The sequence below is a fragment of the Microbulbifer harenosus genome, from assembly GCF_005771435.1.
GTDB lineage: Bacteria > Pseudomonadota > Gammaproteobacteria > Pseudomonadales > Cellvibrionaceae > Microbulbifer > Microbulbifer harenosus.
The window spans coordinates 378,561-398,324 of record NZ_VANI01000004.1; the positions used below are offsets into that span (position 1 = coordinate 378,561).

18 protein-coding genes are annotated in these 19,764 nt (G+C 60.6%); 14 read left to right on the plus strand and 4 right to left on the minus strand.

What is annotated here, in order from left to right; genetic code table 11:
• From FDY93_RS03885 to FDY93_RS03915, 7 genes are all read left to right on the plus strand, one after another.
• A complete protein-coding gene (locus FDY93_RS03885; RefSeq protein ID WP_138234421.1) occupies positions 1–1,038 on the plus strand; it encodes an ABC transporter permease in 1,038 nt (345 codons plus the stop codon).
• Complete coding sequence (locus FDY93_RS03890) at positions 1,028–1,879, plus strand: ABC transporter permease (RefSeq protein WP_205827963.1); 852 nt, start codon at positions 1,028–1,030, stop codon at positions 1,877–1,879. The genes FDY93_RS03885 and FDY93_RS03890 overlap by 11 nt, the downstream gene beginning before the upstream one ends.
• On the plus strand, positions 1,876–2,826 hold the full coding sequence (locus tag FDY93_RS03895; protein WP_138234422.1) for an ABC transporter ATP-binding protein: 951 nt from the start codon (positions 1,876–1,878) through the stop codon (positions 2,824–2,826). The genes FDY93_RS03890 and FDY93_RS03895 overlap by 4 nt, the downstream gene beginning before the upstream one ends.
• Entirely contained in the window at positions 2,814–3,674 is an 861-nt protein-coding gene (locus tag FDY93_RS03900) for an ABC transporter ATP-binding protein (protein WP_138234423.1), read from the plus strand. Before FDY93_RS03895 ends, FDY93_RS03900 begins: the two co-directional genes overlap by 13 nt.
• Before the next feature lie 70 nt (positions 3,675–3,744).
• Positions 3,745–4,041 carry a 2Fe-2S iron-sulfur cluster-binding protein gene (locus FDY93_RS03905; protein ID WP_138234424.1) on the plus strand — a complete coding sequence of 99 codons (297 nt, stop codon included), beginning with the start codon at positions 3,745–3,747 and terminating at the stop codon, positions 4,039–4,041.
• A 104-nt stretch (positions 4,042–4,145) separates the two neighbouring features.
• Complete coding sequence (locus FDY93_RS03910; protein ID WP_138234425.1) at positions 4,146–4,739, plus strand: nitroreductase family protein; 594 nt, start codon at positions 4,146–4,148, stop codon at positions 4,737–4,739.
• Positions 4,740–4,852: 113 nt separating this feature from the next.
• Positions 4,853–5,452 (plus strand): LysE family translocator, encoded by a 600-nt coding sequence (locus FDY93_RS03915; RefSeq protein ID WP_138234426.1) that lies wholly within the window; start codon positions 4,853–4,855, stop codon positions 5,450–5,452.
• Between the two features lie 141 nt (positions 5,453–5,593).
• Here the strand turns inward: FDY93_RS03915 and hutH are convergent, their stop codons facing one another.
• The 3 genes from hutH to hutC all read right to left on the minus strand — a co-directional run bounded on the left by hutH (position 5,594) and on the right by hutC (position 9,971).
• Complete coding sequence (hutH, locus tag FDY93_RS03920) at positions 5,594–7,141, minus strand: histidine ammonia-lyase (RefSeq protein ID WP_138234427.1); 1,548 nt, start codon at positions 7,139–7,141, stop codon at positions 5,594–5,596.
• Positions 7,142–7,271: 130 nt separating this feature from the next.
• Complete coding sequence (gene hutU, locus FDY93_RS03925) at positions 7,272–8,945, minus strand: urocanate hydratase (protein WP_138234428.1); 1,674 nt, start codon at positions 8,943–8,945, stop codon at positions 7,272–7,274.
• A gap of 294 nt (positions 8,946–9,239) precedes the next feature.
• A complete protein-coding gene (gene hutC, locus FDY93_RS03930; protein ID WP_138234429.1) occupies positions 9,240–9,971 on the minus strand; it encodes a histidine utilization transcriptional repressor HutC in 732 nt (243 codons plus the stop codon).
• A 434-nt stretch (positions 9,972–10,405) separates the two neighbouring features.
• On the opposite strand from hutC, the gene hutI reads away from it, so the two are divergent.
• Positions 10,406–11,635 carry an imidazolonepropionase gene (gene hutI / locus FDY93_RS03935; protein ID WP_138234430.1) on the plus strand — a complete coding sequence of 410 codons (1,230 nt, stop codon included), beginning with the start codon at positions 10,406–10,408 and terminating at the stop codon, positions 11,633–11,635.
• Positions 11,619–12,572: a formimidoylglutamase gene (hutG, locus tag FDY93_RS03940; RefSeq protein ID WP_138234431.1), complete on the plus strand. Its 954-nt coding sequence runs from the start codon at positions 11,619–11,621 to the stop codon at positions 12,570–12,572. Before hutI ends, hutG begins: the two co-directional genes overlap by 17 nt.
• 15 nt (positions 12,573–12,587) lie before the next feature.
• Here the strand turns inward: hutG and FDY93_RS03945 are convergent, their stop codons facing one another.
• Entirely contained in the window at positions 12,588–13,178 is a 591-nt protein-coding gene (locus FDY93_RS03945) for an NUDIX hydrolase (protein ID WP_138234432.1), read from the minus strand.
• Positions 13,179–13,374: 196 nt separating this feature from the next.
• Between FDY93_RS03945 and ampC the strand changes: the two genes are divergently transcribed.
• From ampC to FDY93_RS03970, 5 genes are all read left to right on the plus strand, one after another.
• Positions 13,375–14,607 (plus strand): class C beta-lactamase, encoded by a 1,233-nt coding sequence (gene ampC / locus FDY93_RS03950; protein WP_246068447.1) that lies wholly within the window; start codon positions 13,375–13,377, stop codon positions 14,605–14,607.
• 4 nt (positions 14,608–14,611) lie between these two features.
• Complete coding sequence (locus tag FDY93_RS03955; RefSeq protein ID WP_138234433.1) at positions 14,612–14,824, plus strand: hypothetical protein; 213 nt, start codon at positions 14,612–14,614, stop codon at positions 14,822–14,824.
• A gap of 21 nt (positions 14,825–14,845) precedes the next feature.
• Positions 14,846–15,604: a 4'-phosphopantetheinyl transferase family protein gene (locus FDY93_RS03960; RefSeq protein ID WP_138234434.1), complete on the plus strand. Its 759-nt coding sequence runs from the start codon at positions 14,846–14,848 to the stop codon at positions 15,602–15,604.
• Positions 15,605–15,806: 202 nt separating this feature from the next.
• Positions 15,807–17,855, plus strand: a complete 2,049-nt coding sequence (locus tag FDY93_RS03965) for a DUF3857 domain-containing transglutaminase family protein (RefSeq protein ID WP_171018880.1) — start codon at positions 15,807–15,809, stop codon at positions 17,853–17,855.
• A gap of 29 nt (positions 17,856–17,884) precedes the next feature.
• Complete coding sequence (locus tag FDY93_RS03970) at positions 17,885–19,675, plus strand: tetratricopeptide repeat protein (RefSeq protein ID WP_138234436.1); 1,791 nt, start codon at positions 17,885–17,887, stop codon at positions 19,673–19,675.
• The last annotated feature ends 89 nt before the right edge of the window (positions 19,676–19,764 follow it).

Here is a 19,764-nt window from a genome sequence, read left to right on the forward strand (position 1 = left end):
ATGCTTCGTACCATAGGGCTCAGGCGGTTGCTGGAGGTGGCTACCACATTGTTGGGGGTCTCGCTATTGGCATTCTTCCTGATCCGCGTGGCGCCGGGTGACCCGGTGCTGTTGCTGATCGGTGAACGTGGTTCAGACCCTGAACAGTACCGGGAAATGGCCGCGCATCTTGGCCTGGAGCAGCCGCTGATCGCACAGTATCTGCAGTTTGTCGCCAATGCGCTGCAAGGCAACCTCGGTGTTTCCGTGGTTTCCCAGCAGAGTGTCATTGAGGAGTTGTTGGCGCGCTGGCCCGCGACCATTGAGCTTGGGGTCAGCGCGCTACTGATCGCCTGTGTTTTGGGAATACCCGCCGGTGTAATTGCGGCCGTCTACCGCAACAGCGTGGCGGACTTTCTGATCATGACAGTTTCGATCTTTGGTTATTCGATACCCGTGTTTTGGTGGGGCCTGGTGTTGATCCTGTGCTTTTCGATCGGACTGGATATCACACCGGTAGCTGGGCGCATCGACATCCTCTACGACATAGCGCCCATAACAGGCTTCATGCTGGTGGATACGCTGGCGCCGCAGGTAGTGCAGGAATACGGCTTCTCCGCGTTTGGCAGTGCTCTGGCGCACCTCGCCCTGCCGGCCCTGACCATGGCTACTATACCGCTTGCCGTGTTTGCCAGAACAACGCGTTCGAGCATGCTCGAAGTGCTGTCGGAGGACTATGTCCGAACTGCGCGTGCCAAGGGTTTGAGCGAATTTTGGGTTATATGGCGTCACGCTTTTCGCAATGCGCTGATCCCGATTATCACCGTGGGCGGTGTGCTGTTTGTCACTACAGTGATCACCGGTGCCATTCTGACGGAGACTATTTTCGCGTGGCCCGGTGTTGGGCGCTACATCGTTAACAGTGTTTATGCGCGCGACTATCCAGTGATCCAGGCCAGCATTCTGCTGATCGGTATTTTTGTGGTGCTGGTAAACGGGCTGATCGAGTGCGTTTATAGAGCGATTAACCCCGCAGTTGGGAGGGACAGTGCAAACTAGTATCACGGCTGTTCATCGCCTGATGCCGGGCGGTTGGGGAAACATCGGCTTTTTCGCGCTGGTTACCATGGTGCTATTGGGGTTCCTGGCGCCGCTGCTGCTGGACCTGTCTCCCTATCGGATCGGTGCCGAGCTGCTGGTACCGCCGAGCTGGAACCCGCTGTCGGCGCCGATACTGGGCACGGACGATCTGGGCCGGGATATGTTTGCGCGGCTCGTTTACGGTGCGCGCTGTTCGCTCGGTATTGGTTTTGTGGTGGTGGCGGTATCGCTGGTGGTCGGTGTCGGACTCGGGCTGTTGGCCGGCGTCTATGGCGGTTGGCTGGATGCCGTGATCATGCGGCTGGTGGACTTGCTGATGTGTCTGCCCAGTATCCTGCTGGCCATTGTCATCGTCGCGGTGCTTGGTTCCGGATTGGTCAATGCCGTTGTCGCAGTAACCATTATTGGTATTCCGCGGTTTGTGCGCGTGGTCCGCTCGGTCGCGATTCAGGAAATGCAGAAAACCTATGTGATGGCGGCCTTCGCTAGCGGCAGCTCCCGCTTCCGCGTGCTTTGGTCCGAGGTGCTGCCGAACTGTGTACCGCCGGTGATAGTGCAGGCGGCCCTCGGCTTCAGCGATGCGATTCTGGAAATTGCTGCGCTCGGATTTCTCGGGCTCGGTGCTAAGCCCCCGGTGGCGGAGTGGGGGGCGATGCTCGCAGACGCGCGCCCGTTTATCGAGTCTCACCCTCTCCTGGTTGTAATGCCAGGTGTCTGCATCCTGATTACGGTTCTTAGCTTTAATTTGGTGGGAGACGCGCTGCGCGACCGCCTCGATCCGAAGTTGGCAAGGCTATGATTCTGTCTGTCAAAAACCTGTGTATCGCAATCGACGGAAAACCGGCGGTGCGCGATCTGACATTTTCTGTGGCGGCTGGGGAAGTTCTCGGGGTGGTTGGCGAATCGGGCTGCGGGAAAAGCATGGTCAACATGGCCTTGATGGGGTTATTGCCAGACGGTGTGAGCGCATCTGCCGAGCGGATGGAGGCCTGTGGGATCGACCTGCTGCGGGCAAGGTCACGTGACTGGCGTGCGCTGCGCGGCGGCAACATGGCGATGATATTCCAGAATCCCATGAGTGCCCTCAATCCCTGCCTGACGATCGAGCGTCAGCTGACTGAATCCGTATTACACACGCATGGCGGTATGAGCCGCGCCTCCGCTCGTGCCGAGGCACTTCGCTTGCTGGACCGAGTGGGAATCGCCCACGCCAGCGCGCGACTGAAAAGTTATCCGCATGAGCTGTCCGGCGGTATGGCGCAGCGAATCATGATCGCCATGGCAGTGGCCTCCGCGCCACAATTGCTGATTGCCGATGAGCCGACCACCGCACTCGATGTCACGGTGCAGGCGCAGATACTGCAGCTGCTGGAGGAGATCCGCCAGGATACTGGCATGGCGATGATGATGGTGTCTCATGATATCGGCGTCATTGAGCAGTGCGCGCACCGGGTACAGGTAATGTATTCCGGGCAAATAGTGGAGAGTGGGAATGTTGGTGAAGTCATCGCCTCACCCCGCCACCCCTATACGAGAGGTCTGGTGGCGGCCCAGCCTGGCCGCAACGGCCAGCGGCCTAAGAGTCGGCTGACCACGATTGATGGCAGCGTGATACCGATAACCGAAGAGGTCGAAGGCTGTCGCTTTAGATCGCGCTGTAGCCGTACCGATCACCACTGCGTGCAGCCGCCGACGATGCAGCGTACGGAGGCGAATTCGCACAGGGAAAGCCGATGTCACTGGTAAGCATGCCTAGCGCTGACACCAATGAAGTGGTGCTGCGCGTCGAAAATCTATGCAAGGTGTTTCGCCTGCCGGGGGCGCGCGGTCAGGTATTTAACGCGCTCAACCAACTCAATCTGGCGGTGACCCGTGGACGCACGCTGGCGGTCGTGGGGGAGTCGGGCAGTGGTAAGAGCACTATGGCGCAGCTGATTATGAAGCTGCAGAGACCGAGCGCCGGCCGGGTCAGCTTGCGTATGGACAGTGGAATGCGCGATGTCGCCGATCTTCCAGCACGAGACCTGTACCGAAAGGTCCAAATGGTGTTCCAGGATCCTTACGCCTCGCTCAATCCGCGCCAGAGAATCTGGCGCATAGTGTCGGCCCCTCTCTGCAATTACGAGAACTTGAGTCGTGACGAGCGCCGTCAACGCGCGCTTCACTATCTGCACCAAGTGGGGTTGGGGGAGACCCAGTTGCACGCCTTTCCCTATATGCTTAGCGGCGGCCAGCGCCAAAGGGTGAATATTGCCCGCGCTTTGGCCACGAATCCGGAAATTCTGATACTGGATGAGCCGCTATCTGCGCTGGATGTTTCTGTGCAGGCGCAGATCATAAATTTGCTACAGGATCTCCAGCGAGACTTGGGTCTTACATACATTTTTATATCTCACGACATTGCCGTGGTGCGTCACTTTGCCGATCAGGTACTGGTGATGAAATCCGGTGACATGGTCGAGTGGGGCGATGTGGATCAGGTGCTCGAAAATCCGTCCCAAGCCTATACCCGGCAGTTGTTGGGTAGCATGCCGGGTAGGCCCAGGGATTTGCCGGTGCGAAAGGAGTTGATAAACGTGATGGCCGGCGGTTGACTGTCGCGGGTTTTCAGGGAAACGGGCCGCCCTCTGTGAGGGTCGGGCCAGGAATAGATCGGGGGCAAACATGGAAGCTGAAGCGCTGTTGCACGAACGCGAGGCAGACAGTGATCTCGTCCGTCTGAGGGTCACCATCAATGGCCACAGGCACGAGGGAAAGGGAAGCAAGAAGCTGACGATTCTCGAAAACATCGAAAAAATGAGGCTGCCAATTCGCAGTTCCTGCCGCAGGGGCCGTTGCGGATCTTGTCGGGTAAGGGTTCTTTCCGGAGAGCTTCGCGATAACGGTGTTCGTCTAAACGAATATGTACTTTCCTGTTCCTCTTATCTGCAAGGGGATGGGGATATTTTGCTACCTTATTGAACCTTTTTTCTGGATTCCATTCTCTACGGTATTTCGCTGCGCAACCTGCACTTGCGTGAGATTCCACATGTATACCCGTATGGTAAAAAATTGGTGAGTATAATATGTCAGACTTAATTGAAAATATTCTTACAAGAAAGTCCCAGCCGATAATCGACGGCGATATTGCTCTGTCGGATATAGAGCGTATCGTGCAGTGTGGACTAACCGCACCCGATCACCGGGCGCTGCGACCTTGGCGATACATTCTTTGCTCGAGGGAGGATTGCGAAAAACTGGTTCGCAGGGTGGGGTTGGTGGCCCTGGCGCAAGAGGCCGGTGATACCTCAGTCGAGGAAATTACTGAGGCATTGCAGCGGCTGTTTGCTACGGCGCCGCGGGTTGTCATCTGTGTGCTGGATGTGGATCGAAGTGGCCGAGTTCCGGAAATCGAACAGGTACTTTCTGCCGGTGCCGCTATCCAGAGTATGCTGATAGCGGCGGAAGCAATGGGCCACAGTGGTTACTGGCGGACCGGTAAACTGGCCTACAGCCCGCTTTTGTCTGCAGCTTTGGGATTGGAGGAAAACACGTTGATCTGCGGACTGTTGTGTCTGGGGCGTTTGCAGAAGCGATCACCACTGCCGGCTGCGCAGCGACCGGAACTACATCGGCATTTTTTTAATTTGAATTCGATGCCGTGCGGAGACTTTATCTAAACTTTTTTTGAACATGGCAGTTCGGGTCCACTTTCAGTGGGATTTCAGCCTTCTGGGGCGGACCTGGGTGCTACCCTAAAGCCGGATAATCACAATAAATTCAGGAATTGGCTATGTCACTCTTTTTTGCAATGTTCGGTTTTTCCCTGGTTATGTCGATCACCCCTGGGCCTGTAAATATGGTGATTGTATCCTCTGGTGTCAGCCATGGATTCGGACGCACCATGCCGTTTGTCTCCGGCGCAACCATAGGATTTACCCTGCTGTTGGCGGCCATTGGGTTTGGCTTCTACCAGCTACTGGAAATTTACCCTCAGTTTCTCAAGTACCTGGCGCTGATTGGCTCGGCCTATGTTATTTACATCGGCAGCAAAATCGCCGGGGCGTCCGGATCTATCGATATCGCCGAGCGCGCCAGACCCCGCTTTCACGAGGGCTTCCTACTGCAGTGGCTGAACCCCAAGGCCTGGGTGGCTTGTGTTTCCGGAGTTGCGTTGTTTTCCAGACCCGAAAGCCACGCCAGCCTGATTGCCTTCGTTTCGATATATTTTCTGGTTTGCTACGCTTCGCTTGCCTTGTGGGCCCTGGCGGGGGACCGGGTACGGCTGTTGCTGGGTACCGAAATACGGGTACGTATTTTCAATGTGATTATGGGAAGCCTGCTGATTGCCTGCGCTGCATATCTGGTTTACTTGCAATTCTTTGGCAGCTGACCGGCTGCCGGTTTACAGTGCCGGGCGTAGATACGAAGAGGCCGGGAAAATTCCCGGCCTCTCTATTTTAGATAGCCGACACTCATTTGTGCTGGGTTAAGAATGTGCGAAATCCCTGCGGCTTGCGCTGCAGGCGAGGCGTCAGACGCTTGGCAGTAGTCCCGCCGGCGTAAAGTCCAGATAGTTGCCGCTGGCTATCAGTTGCTTGGCCTCTTCGATATCCGGCGCGAAGTAACGATCTTTATCATAGAAAGAAACCCGCTCGCGCAATTTGGCCTTGGCGGCTTCCAGTTTTTCCGTCGATTTCAGCGGTGCGCGGAAGTCGAGGCCCTGGCAGGCGGCCAGCAGTTCCACCGCGAGAATGCCACAGGTGTTGTCGGCCATGTCGCGCAGGCGGCGGCCGGCGAAGGTCGCCATGGATACATGATCTTCCTGGTTGGCGGACGTCGGCAGGGAGTCGACGCTCGCCGGGTGTGCGAAGGTCTTGTTCTCGCTCGCGAGTGCCGCGGAAGTGACCTGCGCGATCATGAAGCCGGAGTTGACCCCGCCGTTGTCCACCAGGAACGGCGGCAGGCCGGACAGGCTCGAGTCGATCAGCAATGCCATGCGGCGCTCGGACAGGGCGCCGATTTCCGCAATCGCCAGTGCCAGGTTGTCCGCCACCATCGCCACCGGCTCCGCGTGGAAGTTGCCTCCGGAAATGATGTCGGAGTTTTCCGGGTTTTCCCCATCCGTGAATACCAGCGGGTTATCGGAAACGCCGTTGGCTTCTGCCAGCAGCACCTCGGCGGCGAAGCGGATCTGCTGCAGGCAGGCACCCATGACCTGGGGCTGGCAGCGGAGGCTGTAGGGGTCCTGCACCTTGGCGCAGTCGTGGTGGGATTCACCGATCTCGCTGCTGTCGCCCAGCAGGTCGCGGTAGCTCGCAGCCACATCGCGCTGGGCTTTCTGGCCGCGGGCGGCGTGGATGCGATCGTCGAACGGACGGCGCGAGCCCTTGGCGGCCTCCAGGGTCAGGGAGCCGGTTACCACTGCGCCCGCGAACAGGTCTTCGGCGGCGAACAATCCTTCCAGTGCGAACGCGGTGGACGCCTGGGTACCGTTCAGCAGGGCCAGGCCCTCTTTTGGCGCCAGCACCAGCGGGCGCATTTCCGCAAAGCGCAGACCTTCTGCGGCGGATTTGCGCTCGCCATTGATAAAGCACTCACCCTCGCCCAGCAGCACTACACTCATGTGCGCCAGCGGCGCCAGGTCACCGGAGGCGCCCACGGAACCCTTCTCGGGGATTGCCGGGTAAACGCCGGCGTTGACCAGTTTGATCAGCGCTTCGATCACTTCCAGGCGGATGCCGGAAAAACCGCGCGCGAGGGAGTTGATCTTCAGCACCATCAGCAGGCGCACGGTATTCTCGCTCATGAAATTGCCGGTGCCGGCGGCATGGGAAAGTACGATGGCCCGCTGCAGGGTTTCCAGGTCTTTCTTTTCGATGCGAGTGTTCGCCAGCAGGCCGAAACCGGTGTTGATGCCGTACACGGTGCGGCCCTGTTCCAGCACATCGGCCACGGTTTTAGCTGAGGCGGCGATGGCCGGGTGTGCGTCCTTGTTCAGGCTCAGCTGCACCGGCGCGCGGGCGACGCGGCGCAGTTGTTCCAGGCTCAGTTGGCCGGGGGTGATTTCCAGTTGGTACATAAATTTTTTACCGAAATCCGAAATTGATTCTTGCCTGTAGGAGCCTGCCTTGCAGGCGAACAGTCTTGGCGCTTTGCCCGGTTCGCCTGCAAGCAGGCTCCTACAGGGTGGATATGTTCAGGTTCTGGGGTTAGTCCTTGAGCATGGGCAGATCCAGGCCCTGTTCTTTCGCACATTGTTTGGCGATGTCATAGCCCGCGTCCGCGTGGCGCATCACGCCGGTGGCCGGGTCATTCCACAGTACGCGGCCGATGCGTTTTGCCGCTGCCTCGGTACCGTCACATACGATGACCACACCACTGTGCTGGGAGAAACCCATGCCCACGCCGCCGCCGTGGTGCAGGGACACCCAGGTGGCACCGGAGGCGGTATTCAGCAGTGCGTTCAGCAGCGGCCAGTCGGAGACCGCGTCGCTGCCGTCCAGCATGGATTCGGTTTCGCGGTTGGGGCTGGCCACGGAGCCGGAGTCGAGGTGGTCGCGGCCGATCACCACCGGTGCTTCCAGCTCGCCGTTCGCCACCATCTCGTTGAACGCCAGCGCCAGACGCGCGCGGTCTTTCAGGCCGACCCAGCAGATACGTGCGGGCAGGCCCTGGAACTGGATTCGCTCGCGCGCCATATCCAGCCAGTTGTGCAGCTGTGGGTTTTCTGGAATCAATTCTTTGACCTTGGCGTCGGTCTTGTAGATGTCTTCCGGGTTACCGGACAGGGCTGCCCAGCGGAACGGGCCGATGCCTTCGCAGAACAGCGGGCGGATATACGCCGGCACGAAACCGGGGAAGTCGAATGCGTTTTTTACGCCCACTTCAAACGCCATCTGGCGGATGTTGTTGCCGTAGTCGAGGGTGGCGGCGCCGCGCTCTTGCAGCTTCAGCATGGCTTCGACCTGGATACCCATGGATTCCTTGGCCGCTTTAACGACTGCCGCCTCGTTCTTTTTGCGCATTTCGCCGGCGTATTCCATGGTCCAGCCTTTCGGTAGGTAGCCATTCAGCGGGTCGTGGGCGGAGGTCTGGTCGGTAACGCAATCCGGTAAAATGCCGCGCTCGACAATTTCCGGGAACACATCGGCGGCGTTGCCGAGCAGGCCTACGGAAATGGCTTCGCCCTTTTCCATCGCGGCGTTGATCATCGCCAGGGCTTCGTCGAGGCTGGTGGCTTTCTTGTCCACGTAGCCGGTGCGCAGGCGGAAGTCGATACGGGTTTCGTCGCACTCGACGGCGATCATGCAGAAGCCGGCCATGGTGGCGGCCAGTGGCTGCGCGCCACCCATGCCGCCGAGGCCGCCGGTGAGGATCCATTTGCCTTTCGCTATTCCGTCGAAATGTTTGCGCGCAACCGCGGCGAAGGTTTCGTAGGTACCCTGGACGATGCCCTGGGAGCCGATGTAAATCCAGGAGCCGGCGGTCATTTGGCCATACATGGCGAGGCCTTTTTTATCCAGCTCGTTGAAGTGTTCCCAGTTGGCCCAGTGGGGGACGAGGTTGGAGTTGGCAATCAGTACACGGGGGGCGTCGGCGTGGGTTTTGAATACGCCGACGGGTTTGCCGGATTGCACCAACAACGTTTCGTCGTCTTCGAGGCGTTTGAGTACTTCGACAATTTTGTCGTAGCACTCCCAGTCGCGCGCGGCGCGGCCGATACCACCGTAAACGACCAGATCTTCCGGGCGTTCGGCAACATCCGGGTGGAGGTTGTTCATCAGCATGCGCAGCGGCGCTTCGGTGAGCCAGCTTTTTGCATTCAGTTTGGTGCCGGTGGGGGCGATGATTTTGCGGCTGGGGTCGTGACGTTTGTCGGTCATTTTGGCCTCGCTGTTTCCAAATTCTGTGGATAACTTTGAATCGGAGTTCTGTGGGCTTTTGGCCCGGAGTTTTAAAACTGGTTTCGTGGCGGCGGGGCACCGGGTGTAGGTTTTCAGGACTGCTGCGAGTACATCCATGTACGCTTCGGCGCCGCCATCCATGGCGACGACGATCCTGAAAACCTACACCCGGCACCCCGCCTTAAATTCGTATTGCTGCGTTCTTAACTAGAGGCACCCCGTAGGAGCCTGCCTGCAGGCGAACCGCCGCGGCCTGCGACGAATTAGAAAAACTTAAAACCTGATCTGCGCGCCCAGCCGGTATCTATTCCCCGGATGCACCAACCGCGCAAAACTCACCGTACCCGCACTGCTTTTCGTGCGCCGCCAGATCTGCAGGCAGGCCGTCCCCGCTTTGATTTCCAATGCCTTCCCAACCGCCTCATCCGCACCAATCGCCTCTACCGTGGTATCCACTTCCGTCAGCGGCGCCACGCGGGTCAGGTATTCGTTGGGAGTGGCCGCGGTGAAGTCCTGCTGCAGGTATTCCGGCACCAGTGTCGGGCTGGTATAGCGTTCCTCGAACTGAATCGGCAGGCCGTTGTCCAGGTGCACGATGATAGAGTGGAACACAACACTGCCTTCGGTCAGGCCGAGGGCGACGGCCACTTCGGTGTGCGCGACGGTCTGCTCCAGTTTGAGGATGCGCGCGGCGTAACTGTGGCCGCGGGCGGCGATTTCGTCGGCGATGTTGCGCACTTCCAGCAGGGAGCCGGCGGGGACCGGTTCGGCGACGAAGGTACCGAGGCCCTGGGAGCGTATGAGCACGTTTTCGTCGGTAAGCTCGGACAGGGCGCGGCGGGCGGTCATGCGGCTGACGCCGAAGTCCTGGGCCAGCTGGTTTTCCGAGGGCACGCGGAAGTGCGCGGGCCACTCGCCGCTTTCGATCTGCGCGCGGATATGTGCCTTGATCGCGGCGTAGCGGGGCTGGCTGCTGCTTTCTGCGGCTGTCGTTTGACTGCTCATGCTTGTATGGTCTTCGTCTGCTCGGGTAAAGTGCCTACCCGGTTGTACATTCTTGTATATACAAGTTTGTGGGTGATGCAACTATGGATTTGGTGGGGCTGGGTGTCAATAGGGGGCGGGTGTTCGCCTGCAGGCAGGCTCCTACAGGGGGGAGGCCGAGATCGGCAGGCTGTGCGAAGTGCTGAAATCAGAATTGAAGGTGGAGTGCCGGGTATGGCTTTTTGAAAGCGTCAGCGGCATGGACGCCGCTGACGCAGCGTACAGGGATGTATTGAAGGGGGGCGCCTAGCCCGGTTTCAAAAAGCCATACCCGGTGCTTCACCGCCACGGGGCCGGAGCAGAGTTACGACCCTGTGTGGTCAGACAAGAGAATCCACGCCAAAAAATCCCAACCCGGGCTATTGTTAGAATTAACGCCAACTCAGTGAGCGAAGATGACTGAACGCTGTGATCTGCTGATTACCAATGTCCACGCGGCCACCATGGACCCGTCCCTGCCGGGGGCCTACGGTGCGATTGAAGACGCTGCGGTGGCGGTGACCGGCAACAGAATTGTGTGGATAGGTCCGCGCCGCGAGCTGCCCGAGACTGCCGCCGACCAGATCGTCGACGGCGAGGGCCAGTGGCTGACCCCCGGGTTGATCGACTGCCACACCCACCTGGTCTACGGCGGCCACCGCGCCGGCGAGTTCGCGCGCCGCCTCGGTGGCGAAAGCTACGAAGACCTCGCCCGCGCCGGTGGTGGCATCCTCTCCACCGTGCGCTCCACTCGCGCCGCCAGCGCCGCCGACCTCTACCGCAGTGCCGAGCCGCGCCTCAAAGCTCTCATCCGCGAAGGCGTCACCACCGTCGAAATCAAATCCGGCTACGGCCTCGACCTCGACACCGAACTCAAACAGCTGCGTGTCGCCCGCCGCCTCGCCCAGCATCACCCGGTAAATGTGACCACCACCTGCCTCGCCGCCCACGCCCTGCCACCGGAGTACGACGGCCGCGCCGACGACTACATCGCGCTGGTGTGCGACGAAATCCTGCCCGCGGTGGCGAAAGAACAGCTGGCGGACGCGGTGGACATGTTCTGCGAAAACATCGCGTTCTCCGTCGAACAGTGCCAGCGCGTCATCGACGCCGCGCACAGGCTCGACCTGCCGGTAAAAGTCCACGCCGAGCAGCTCGCCAGTACCGGCGCCACCCGCATGGCGGCGCGCGCCAGCGCCCTGTCCGTGGACCACATCGAATACATCACCGATGAGGATGTCGCCGCCATGGCCGAGAGCGGCACCGCCGCAGTGCTGCTGCCCGGCGCCTTCTATACCCTGAAAGAAACCCGCGTGCCGCCGGTGGACAAGCTGCGCGCCGCCGGCGTGCCCATGGCTATTTCCACCGATCTGAACCCCGGCACCTGTCCTATTGCCTCCCTGCGGCTGATGATGAACATGAGCTGCAACCTGTTCGGCCTGACCCCGGCGGAAGCCCTCGCCGGCGTCACCCGCGCCGCCGCTCGCGCCCTCGGCATCTGCTGTTCCCGCGGCGTGCTGCGCGCCGGCCTGCGCGCCGACATGGTCTTGTGGCCGATGGAGAGCCCGGACCAGCTCGCCTATGAACTGGGCGCGCTACAACCTGCAGACGTATTTTTTGGGGGTCGCCATGTTACAGCTGGCTGATATGCGCTTATGGAGCGGTCGGATCGACAGGGAGGACGGCAAGGCCGGCCGCCGCTGGCACCAGGACATCGTGCCGCTGCACCTCGACAGCCCGCCCGGTTTTGCCATCCTCGGCTTCGCCAGTGACGAAGGGGTGCGCCGCAACAAGGGGCGTATCGGCGCGGCCAAGGGCCCGCGCATCCTGCGGCTGGCGCTGGCGAACCTGCCGAAGACCTTCCGCGCGCCGCTCTACGACGCGGGCAATGTGCGGGTGGAGAAGGAGGACCTGGAGTCCGCCCAGGCCATGCTTGGCGCGCGTATTACCGAACTGATGGCCGCCGGCCATTTCCCCATGGTGCTCGGCGGTGGCCATGAGATTGCCTACGGCAGCTATCAGGGCATTGCGCGCTGGATGCGCGAGCAGCACCGGGACAAGACCCTCGGCATCATCAACTTCGACGCCCATCTGGATATCCGTCTGCCGGCACCGAAAGGTTCCTCCGGCACGCCGTTTTACCAGATTGCCGAGCAGTGCGACCTGAACGGTCGCCCTTTTCACTACCTGTGCGTGGGTGCCGCCGCCACCGCCAACACACCCGCGCTCTACCAGCGCGCAGAAGAGCTGGGGGCACAGGTAATCTCCGATCGCGAGATCGTGCCCTGGCGCATCGAACTGGTACAGAAACAGATCGCCGACTTTATCGATCGGGTGGATTTCGTGTATCTCACCGTCGACCTGGACGTGTTCCCCGCGGCCATTATGCCGGCGGTGAGTGCGCCCGCCGGGCGCGGGGTGGCGTTTGAATTGTTCGAACCGCTGCTGGATACGGTGCTGGAATCGAAAAAGGTATGCCTGGCGGACATCGCCGAGTTCAACCCCTACTTCGATATCGAGGACCACGCCGCGCGCACCGCGGCGCGGGTGATCTTCCAGATCGCCAACGGCATCAAGGGCTGACCGGCGGCCGCCCCCTCAGGGTGACTGCCGCTCCGGTGGCGCCGCTGCCGGCGGCTCTTCCGGGGGCAGCTGCCGCGGCGGACGGCGCATTTCCAGATACCGCTTGATATACGGCTTGTGGGTGTAGATCACATCGTCCGGCAGCCGGTGCAAGTCGAAGAAGCGATAACCGTAGATTTCCCCGTCGCCAATGGCGATGTGCTGATCCTTCAGGCGTCCGCGAATGGCGATATTAATGATTCCGGAGCGCGGCACCTTGTTCACCTCCAGTACCTCGAACTCGTCGATCTTGATATTCAGTTCCTCGCGCAACTCGCGGCGCGCCGACTCCTCGAACGACTCATTGTGCTCCATCCAGCCCCCGGGCAGTGCCCACTTGTCCTGGTAAGTGTGGCGCACCAGCAGCAGCTGATTGTTGCGCTCGACGAAGTAGACCATCCCCACCACAAACTTGTCGGTGAGTGCGTAAGAGATATTCCAGCGTATTTTCGGCGGCAGCTTGCGATAGAGCTCGTATTTGAGCCCGGGAAATACCACAAAGGCGCTCGCCGTCAGCAGTCCCAGCGCCAGCAGTAGGAGAATGGCTTTTTTCACAAATGATCGCATGGTCCCGGGACTGCTTCTTTCACCACAATGACTGTCAGAGTGTATCCGACCCGTGTCGGCGCTTTCGAGTTCGGTTGCGGGCCCGGAATTTGTTTCGGGCTATAGTGCACTAACTGCCCGCTGCATGGTCAGACCCCAATAATAACCCGCGGTTTCGCCGGCCCCGTTACGCGGCAGCCCGCCAAGGAATCACGTTATGTCGTCAATTCGTTCCCGGATTCTGGCTGCCTGGCCTCCTCTCACCGGTCTGCTCATGGCGGGGGTGGTAGGCCTCGCCTCCGCGCAGGCAGCGGAAGACGGTCCGGCTGCTGCCGCCACTGAGCCCGCGCGGCTCGAATCCGTGGTCATCGCCGCGATTGAGCCGCTGGTGGAAAAATACCAGATACCGGGGATGGCGCTCGCCCTAACTATTGACGGTGAACCCTTTTTTTTCAACGTCGGTGACACTGCCCTCGAAGGCGGGGTGCCGGTCACCGAGCGCACCCTGTTTGAAATCGGCTCGGTGAGTAAAACCTTTACCGCCACCCTGGCCGCCTACGCGGCGGTGAAAGGTTCGCTGGATCTCGGCGAGCCCGTGAGTACTTATCTGCCACCGCTGCGTGGCAGCGCCATGGATTCCGTCTCTGTACTCAACCTCGCCACCCACACCGCCGGGCATTTCCCGCTACAGGTGCCGGCGGAAGTGCGCAGCGACCAGCAACTGCTGGACTATTTTCGCGCCTGGCAACCACAGTACACACCCGGCAGCAAACGCACCTACTCCAACCCCGGCAGCGGCCTGTTGGGGTTGGTCGCGGCGCGCAGTCTGAACCAGCCGTTCGCCCGCGCGATGGAGGAGCACATCTTCCGCGGCCTGGGGTTGTCCGAGACCTATATCGACGTGCCGCAGGAGAAAATGGCGGGCTATGCCGAGGGTCACAACAGTAGTCACCAGCCGGTGCGCCTGGATATGGGGCTATTGGGGAGGGAAGCCTACGGCGTGCGCTCAAGCGCCGCCGACCTGACCCGGTACCTGGCGGCGCAGATGCAGATGGTTAAAGTGGGGGCGGACCTGGGGCGAGCGTTGCAACAGACCCGTCACGGCTATTTCGAAACGGATTACTATGTGCAGGACATGGTGTGGGAACAGTACACACTACCTGTGGATCGGGGCCAGCTGCTGGCGGGAAATTCGCGGGCGATGATTGCCGGCGACCACCCGGTGCGCGGGATTGTGCCCGCGCTGCAACCGCAGAACAATGTTCTGATCAACAAGACCGGCTCTACCGGCGGCTTCTCTACCTATGTGGCGTTCATTCCGGAAAAACGCTTCGGTTTCGTGCTGCTTGCCAACAAGTATTTTCCCAACGAAGAGCGGGTAGCGGTGTTGTATGAAATTCTGGAGTCCTTGATCCCCCAGGCCACTGCGGCAACCACAGAAAAGGAGTGACCCTGTGAAACCAACCTATGTCCTGATGGCAATCGCGGCCACGGCGCTAGCCGCGTGCAGCAACCAGCAGCTATACGATGGCATCCAACAGAATCGCATACAGCACTGCGAGCGGTACCCGGACAGCCAGTATGCCGAGTGCGTGGCGCAATACCAGAAAGATTACCGGGAATACGAGCGCGAACGGCAAGAGCTGCTGAACGAAAGCGGAAACTGACGGTGTAAGCAGGAATATTGCATGCGCGACGCAGCCGCGAAGAAAATGTCGGTGAATGAACGCCCCTTTGTCGGCACGGTGCACTCCGAAACGGACGCGAGAACCGGCGTGCGCCATGTGCGCTGTGAATTTGATTCTGCCGGCTACCAGGCGACGCTGTACGCGGAGCTGGGCATTGCCATGCCCGAGGCTATCGCGCGTTCGGTGCCCAAACGACAGGCAGAGTTTCTCGCGGGGCGCTATGTCGCGCGGCTGGCTCTGCAGGACCTTGCGCCGGCGCGCTACCGGGATGTGCAGGTGGGGATTGGCGAGCAGCGCAATCCGCTGTGGCCGGACGGTGTGGTGGGCTCCATCTCCCATATGGACCGTGTGGCGGTATGCGCGGTGAATCACCGTGTGGACATGGATTATCTCGGTATCGATGTGGAGGCTCTCATCCCCGCCCGGGTCTGCCGCGAGATCGCCACAATAGTGGCAACTCGCCAGGAGCGGGAACTGCTCAGCAATCAGGGACTGTCCGAGCGGGTCGCGCTCACACTCATCTTTTCCGCCAAGGAGAGCCTGTTTAAAGCGCTGTATCCTTCGGTGCGGGATTATTTCGGTTTCGAAGTCGCCGAGGCCGTCGAACTGCGCCTTGAGGAGCAGACGCTGGTGTTGCGCCTTACCGAGCACTTCGCCGCGAAACACGGCCTGACGCGGGATTACGTCTGCCAGTTCACGCTGGGTGAGAAATGGATTCAGTCGGTCACCTGTGGCAAGTTTCCTGAACCTGTGTGTTAACGAGTTGTTGAATAGGATGTCGGTCTGCTTCCTGCATGGTTGATCCCCCTGGGCTGTTTGCCGGATTTTTCTGACCGGCCGCAGCCCGCTCTTCCGGGCGTGGTGCTCCCCCCGTCCAGCCTATATGATGGACCGCAGGCGGCCGCACAATGAGCAAGGCCGCCTGCGGTCCATCTTTTTGTCTGTATGCAGTGAAAAAATAATGAAGCAGATGTTGCTGCCGCGCCGCGTCGCGCGCGTCTTGTGGTCAATTGTCACCCTTCTGGTCATTTCCTCCGCCGAGGCGGAGCCGGTGAGCATGGCGGAATACCAGCTGGCGCCGCGCCCCGACTGGGTACAGCCGCTGGCGCTGCCGGAGGGCGAGGGACGCGGCGAGGCACCGGCAGACGACGGTCTGCGCAATCTGCTGCTGGACAGCCAGATCAATCTCGCCGGCGACAAGAAAGAGCGCTTTTTCCGCTTCGTGATGCAGCCGCTGCGCCAGCAGGGCCTGCAGCAGATTTCCAGCATCAGCCTGGGCTTCTCCCCGGCCTATGAAGAACTGATCATTCACGATGTCAGCGTGGTGCGCGACGGTGTGCGCAGCGACCGACTGCAATCGGCGGACATCAAATTGTTCCAGCGCGAAGAGGAGCTCGACAAGGATCTGTACGCGGAGCGCTGGACCGCGATGCTGCTGCTGAAAGACCTGCGTATCGGCGATATCGTCGAGTACAGCTACACCGTGCGCGGCAGCAATCCGGTGCTGGGCGACCGCTTCTTCGGCCGTGAACTGCTGGCCTGGGGCGTGGCTATCGAACGGATATACATCGGTCTGCTGAGTCCTAAGGCACAACCGCTGTATGTGCGCACCAGCGATGGCATCACCAGGGTCAAAAAACGCAGTGAAGGCGAACTGACCCGCTACTTTGTCGACATCCGCAACAGCGCGGCGCTGCGCCAGGAAGACGGCGTGCCCGAGTGGCTCTCCCCCTATCCCTATCTCGAATACACCCAGTACACCGACTGGCAACAGGTAAACGGCTGGGCGAATACTCTCTACGGCGCCGCCGCCGATCCGGTGCCGGCGGAGTTTGGCCGCTGGCTGCAGGAACTGCGCGGCAGCCCCGCGCACAAGGCCGCGGCTGCAACCCAGTGGATTCAGGAGCACATCCGCTATTTCGGCATCGAACACGGAGTGAATTCCCACCTGCCGTCATCGCCGCTGGAAACCTACGACCGGCGCTTCGGTGACTGCAAGGACAAAACCGTGCTGCTGATCGCGGCACTGCGCCACCTCGGCATTGAGGCGCACCCGGCGCTGGTGTCTTCGGTGGAAAACCTGGACCTGGATGCGCGCTTGCCGTCCCCGGGTCAGTTTGACCATGTGATTACCACGTTTGAACTCGACGGCAAGCGCTACTGGGTAGACCCCACCGCTACCAGCCAGAGCGGTGCGTTGCAGGCCATGTCGCTGCCGGATTTCAACTGGGCGCTGGTGGTCGACGGCGAGGGCGAAAGCCTCACCAGAATCGAGCCGGTGGCGGCGGAGCAGCTGAGCGCGCGCATTTCCGTGGAGGAAACCCTGACCCTGGATCACAACCGCCAGTCGGCGGTGTTCGAAGTAATCAGCCACTATGTGGGCTGGAGTGCGGAAGACATGCGCGCTTACGCCGGCTACCGCGATGTGGACACCGTCACCAATGATTTCCTGCAGTTTTACGCGCGCTATTTTCCCGCCATCGAAAAGCTCGAACCGGTGGAAATCACGGAAGTCGAAGGGCGCAACGAGCTGCGTGTGCGGGAAAAATATCGGCTGCGCAATCTCGGCGAGAACAGCGGCGGCCAGAACCTGCTGAAGCTCGCTGCCGCCAGCGTGGTGGCGAATATTTCTCTGCCAAAGGCGCGCCAGCGCGAATACCCATTTCGCTTGCCGGGGCAACTGCAGGTGGATGAGCGCTTCACCGTGATCGCCAAAAACAGCGGCGATCTGCGCTGGCTGAATGGACAGAATGCCGAGACCATCAATAATCCCTGGTTCGAATTCTCCCGCGATGTGGAGAAGTCGCCGAAACAGGTGACGGTGAATTACCGCTATCAGTCACTGGACAAATCCGTTGCGCCGGAGCGCTTCGGCGAATACCTGCAGGCCATCGACCGGCTCGACCCCAGCCTGACCTATTCCATATGGCTGGCACCCGTATCGGTGACACCGAACGAGCGGCGCGACCGCGCGCGCAACCTGGCGCGGGAGCTGCTCGAGCGCAAATAGCGATGCGAGAAAATCAGACAGGAAAAATTATGGCCAATTTCAAAAGACACTGGCTGTGGGCGGGGTTGGCTGCGTTGCTGAGTGGCTGCGCGGCGCCCGGGGCTGTGGACTCCGGCACACCGCTAACGTCAACGCGCGAGTCGCTGCCCGCTGCGGCACCGGCCGATACCAGCGCCTTTTCACCGGAAATGTATCGCGAGGCCAACGCAAGGTTGGACGAGCTTGCGCAGAGAATACGACGCGATCCCGACGCGGTGCCCTTCGCGGAATTCTGGTCCGCATATCTCCAGAGTTCGTACCTGCTGACCGCGGTGGACGATCGCGAGTCCTTCCAGGCGGAAATGGACCGGCTGGCCGCCGATGAAAACAACGATTGCTCCGCGATGGACTGGGAGCTGTGGAGCGCGCGGAGTTTCCTTGAGCTTGAACCGCACCTGGCGGCGCAGGAGTGTTATCAGTATCTCGGTGAGACCGAGCTTGCCCGCCAGCACGAGAACGCGGTGCAGTATATTTTGCGCGGCGTGCTTGGCAGTGGCGACGGTCAGAGCATAGACACCGCCTATGAAATCGCGCTGCTGGACCACGCGGGTGAAATCCTGCATCTCGCCGGCTATCAGGTGCGCGACAGTGTGTTGCAGCCGGTGGTGGGCGGTATCGGACTGGTGTACGTGGTGACCGCGGAAGATCCGGACACTGGTGTACAGCGGGAAGTATTCTTCGAAAACGAGCGCGCGATTAATGTCCTGCTCGGCGCAACTTATCCCTTTGCTGGTGTCGGTGGCAATTACGTCGAGCAGATCGTGCGTCCGCTGGCCGAGAGCGCTACCCCCTCGGCACAGATCGGGCTCGGGCGGCTGCTGGAAGACAGCGGTGAGGCGGAGCTGGCGGCACAGCAGTTTTTAAATGCCACTGGCGCCGGCAGCGAGACGGCAGAGTTTCGCCTCGGGATACTCGCGCTGACCGGTAAGCTGGCCTCGCTGTCGCAGGCGGAGGGCGTCGATTTCCTGATGTCCGCCGCGCAGAAAGGCAGCGCGAATGCCATGGTCGGGCTTGCATTTACCTATCGCCAGGGCCTCGGCGTTGAACCGAATGAGGAACTGTTTGAGCAGTTCATGGCGGCGGCGGACCAGCGCCTGGAGCCCGGGCGGGCGTGGATGCTGCTCTCTACGTACTTTTTTTCCGAGCGCTGGGATGCCTCACTGCACCAGGGCATTCCGTATGTGCGCCGGGCGGCCGAAGAGGGATTCCTCCCCGCGCAACTGCTGATATTGCAATCTGAACTGAAGCAGGGATGGCAGGACGCGGATCTGGAAGCCCTGTTGCCGCGTCTGCAGCCGATCGCCGAAGCGGGGGACACCGGTGCCCGCGTCGCCTACGCGCGCCGGGTGCTGACCGCATCTTCACCGCAGTCCGCGGCGCGCATCGCGCTTGCCAATACTTTTTTGGACGCCGCGCTGGCGGTGCACTCGGATGCCGCCTACGCTCTGCAGGGTGATCTCAGATGGGGGGAGCGCGATTTCCCGGGCGCTGAGAAAGCCTACTGGCAGGCCATGTCGGATAGCGCCGGCCAGTTAGGGATGGCGAAGCTGCACCAGCAGCAGCGCCTGCCCGGTGCCGACCCGGAGCTTGCGGTTCTCTGGTACATGATGTGCGCCACCGCCGGAGACAGTGAGTGTCTCTACCAGATGGGCAAGCTATTCCTGAGTGGCGAGGGCGTGGATCCCAACCCTGAGCTGGCGCGCACAGCGTTTAGTGAAGCGGCACAGAAAGGGCACCGGCAGGCATTGCTGGAGTTGGAAAAGGGAAGTTTGCGGCAATAAGCATTTGTGGGTCTTCAGGCAGCCGTCTGAACCATGACGGCCGCGCTCAGCGGGGTAAGCTGCACCTCGGCGGCGTTTTATTGCACGTT

Coding starts and splice junctions, on each gene's coding strand:
- FDY93_RS03885 (WP_138234421.1), top strand. CDS start 1: ATGCTTCGTACCATAGGGCTCAGGCGGTTGCTGGAGGTGGCTACCACA.
- FDY93_RS03895 (WP_138234422.1), top strand. CDS start 1,876: ATGATTCTGTCTGTCAAAAACCTGTGTATCGCAATCGACGGAAAACCG.
- FDY93_RS03900 (WP_138234423.1), top strand. CDS start 2,814: ATGTCACTGGTAAGCATGCCTAGCGCTGACACCAATGAAGTGGTGCTG.
- FDY93_RS03905 (WP_138234424.1), top strand. CDS start 3,745: ATGGAAGCTGAAGCGCTGTTGCACGAACGCGAGGCAGACAGTGATCTC.
- FDY93_RS03910 (WP_138234425.1), top strand. CDS start 4,146: ATGTCAGACTTAATTGAAAATATTCTTACAAGAAAGTCCCAGCCGATA.
- FDY93_RS03915 (WP_138234426.1), top strand. CDS start 4,853: ATGTCACTCTTTTTTGCAATGTTCGGTTTTTCCCTGGTTATGTCGATC.
- hutH (WP_138234427.1), bottom strand. CDS start 7,141: ATGTACCAACTGGAAATCACCCCCGGCCAACTGAGCCTGGAACAACTG.
- hutU (WP_138234428.1), bottom strand. CDS start 8,945: ATGACCGACAAACGTCACGACCCCAGCCGCAAAATCATCGCCCCCACC.
- hutC (WP_138234429.1), bottom strand. CDS start 9,971: ATGAGCAGTCAAACGACAGCCGCAGAAAGCAGCAGCCAGCCCCGCTAC.
- hutI (WP_138234430.1), top strand. CDS start 10,406: ATGACTGAACGCTGTGATCTGCTGATTACCAATGTCCACGCGGCCACC.
- hutG (WP_138234431.1), top strand. CDS start 11,619: ATGTTACAGCTGGCTGATATGCGCTTATGGAGCGGTCGGATCGACAGG.
- FDY93_RS03945 (WP_138234432.1), bottom strand. CDS start 13,178: ATGCGATCATTTGTGAAAAAAGCCATTCTCCTACTGCTGGCGCTGGGA.
- ampC (WP_246068447.1), top strand. CDS start 13,375: ATGTCGTCAATTCGTTCCCGGATTCTGGCTGCCTGGCCTCCTCTCACC.
- FDY93_RS03960 (WP_138234434.1), top strand. CDS start 14,846: ATGCGCGACGCAGCCGCGAAGAAAATGTCGGTGAATGAACGCCCCTTT.
- FDY93_RS03965 (WP_171018880.1), top strand. CDS start 15,807: ATGAAGCAGATGTTGCTGCCGCGCCGCGTCGCGCGCGTCTTGTGGTCA.
- FDY93_RS03970 (WP_138234436.1), top strand. CDS start 17,885: ATGGCCAATTTCAAAAGACACTGGCTGTGGGCGGGGTTGGCTGCGTTG.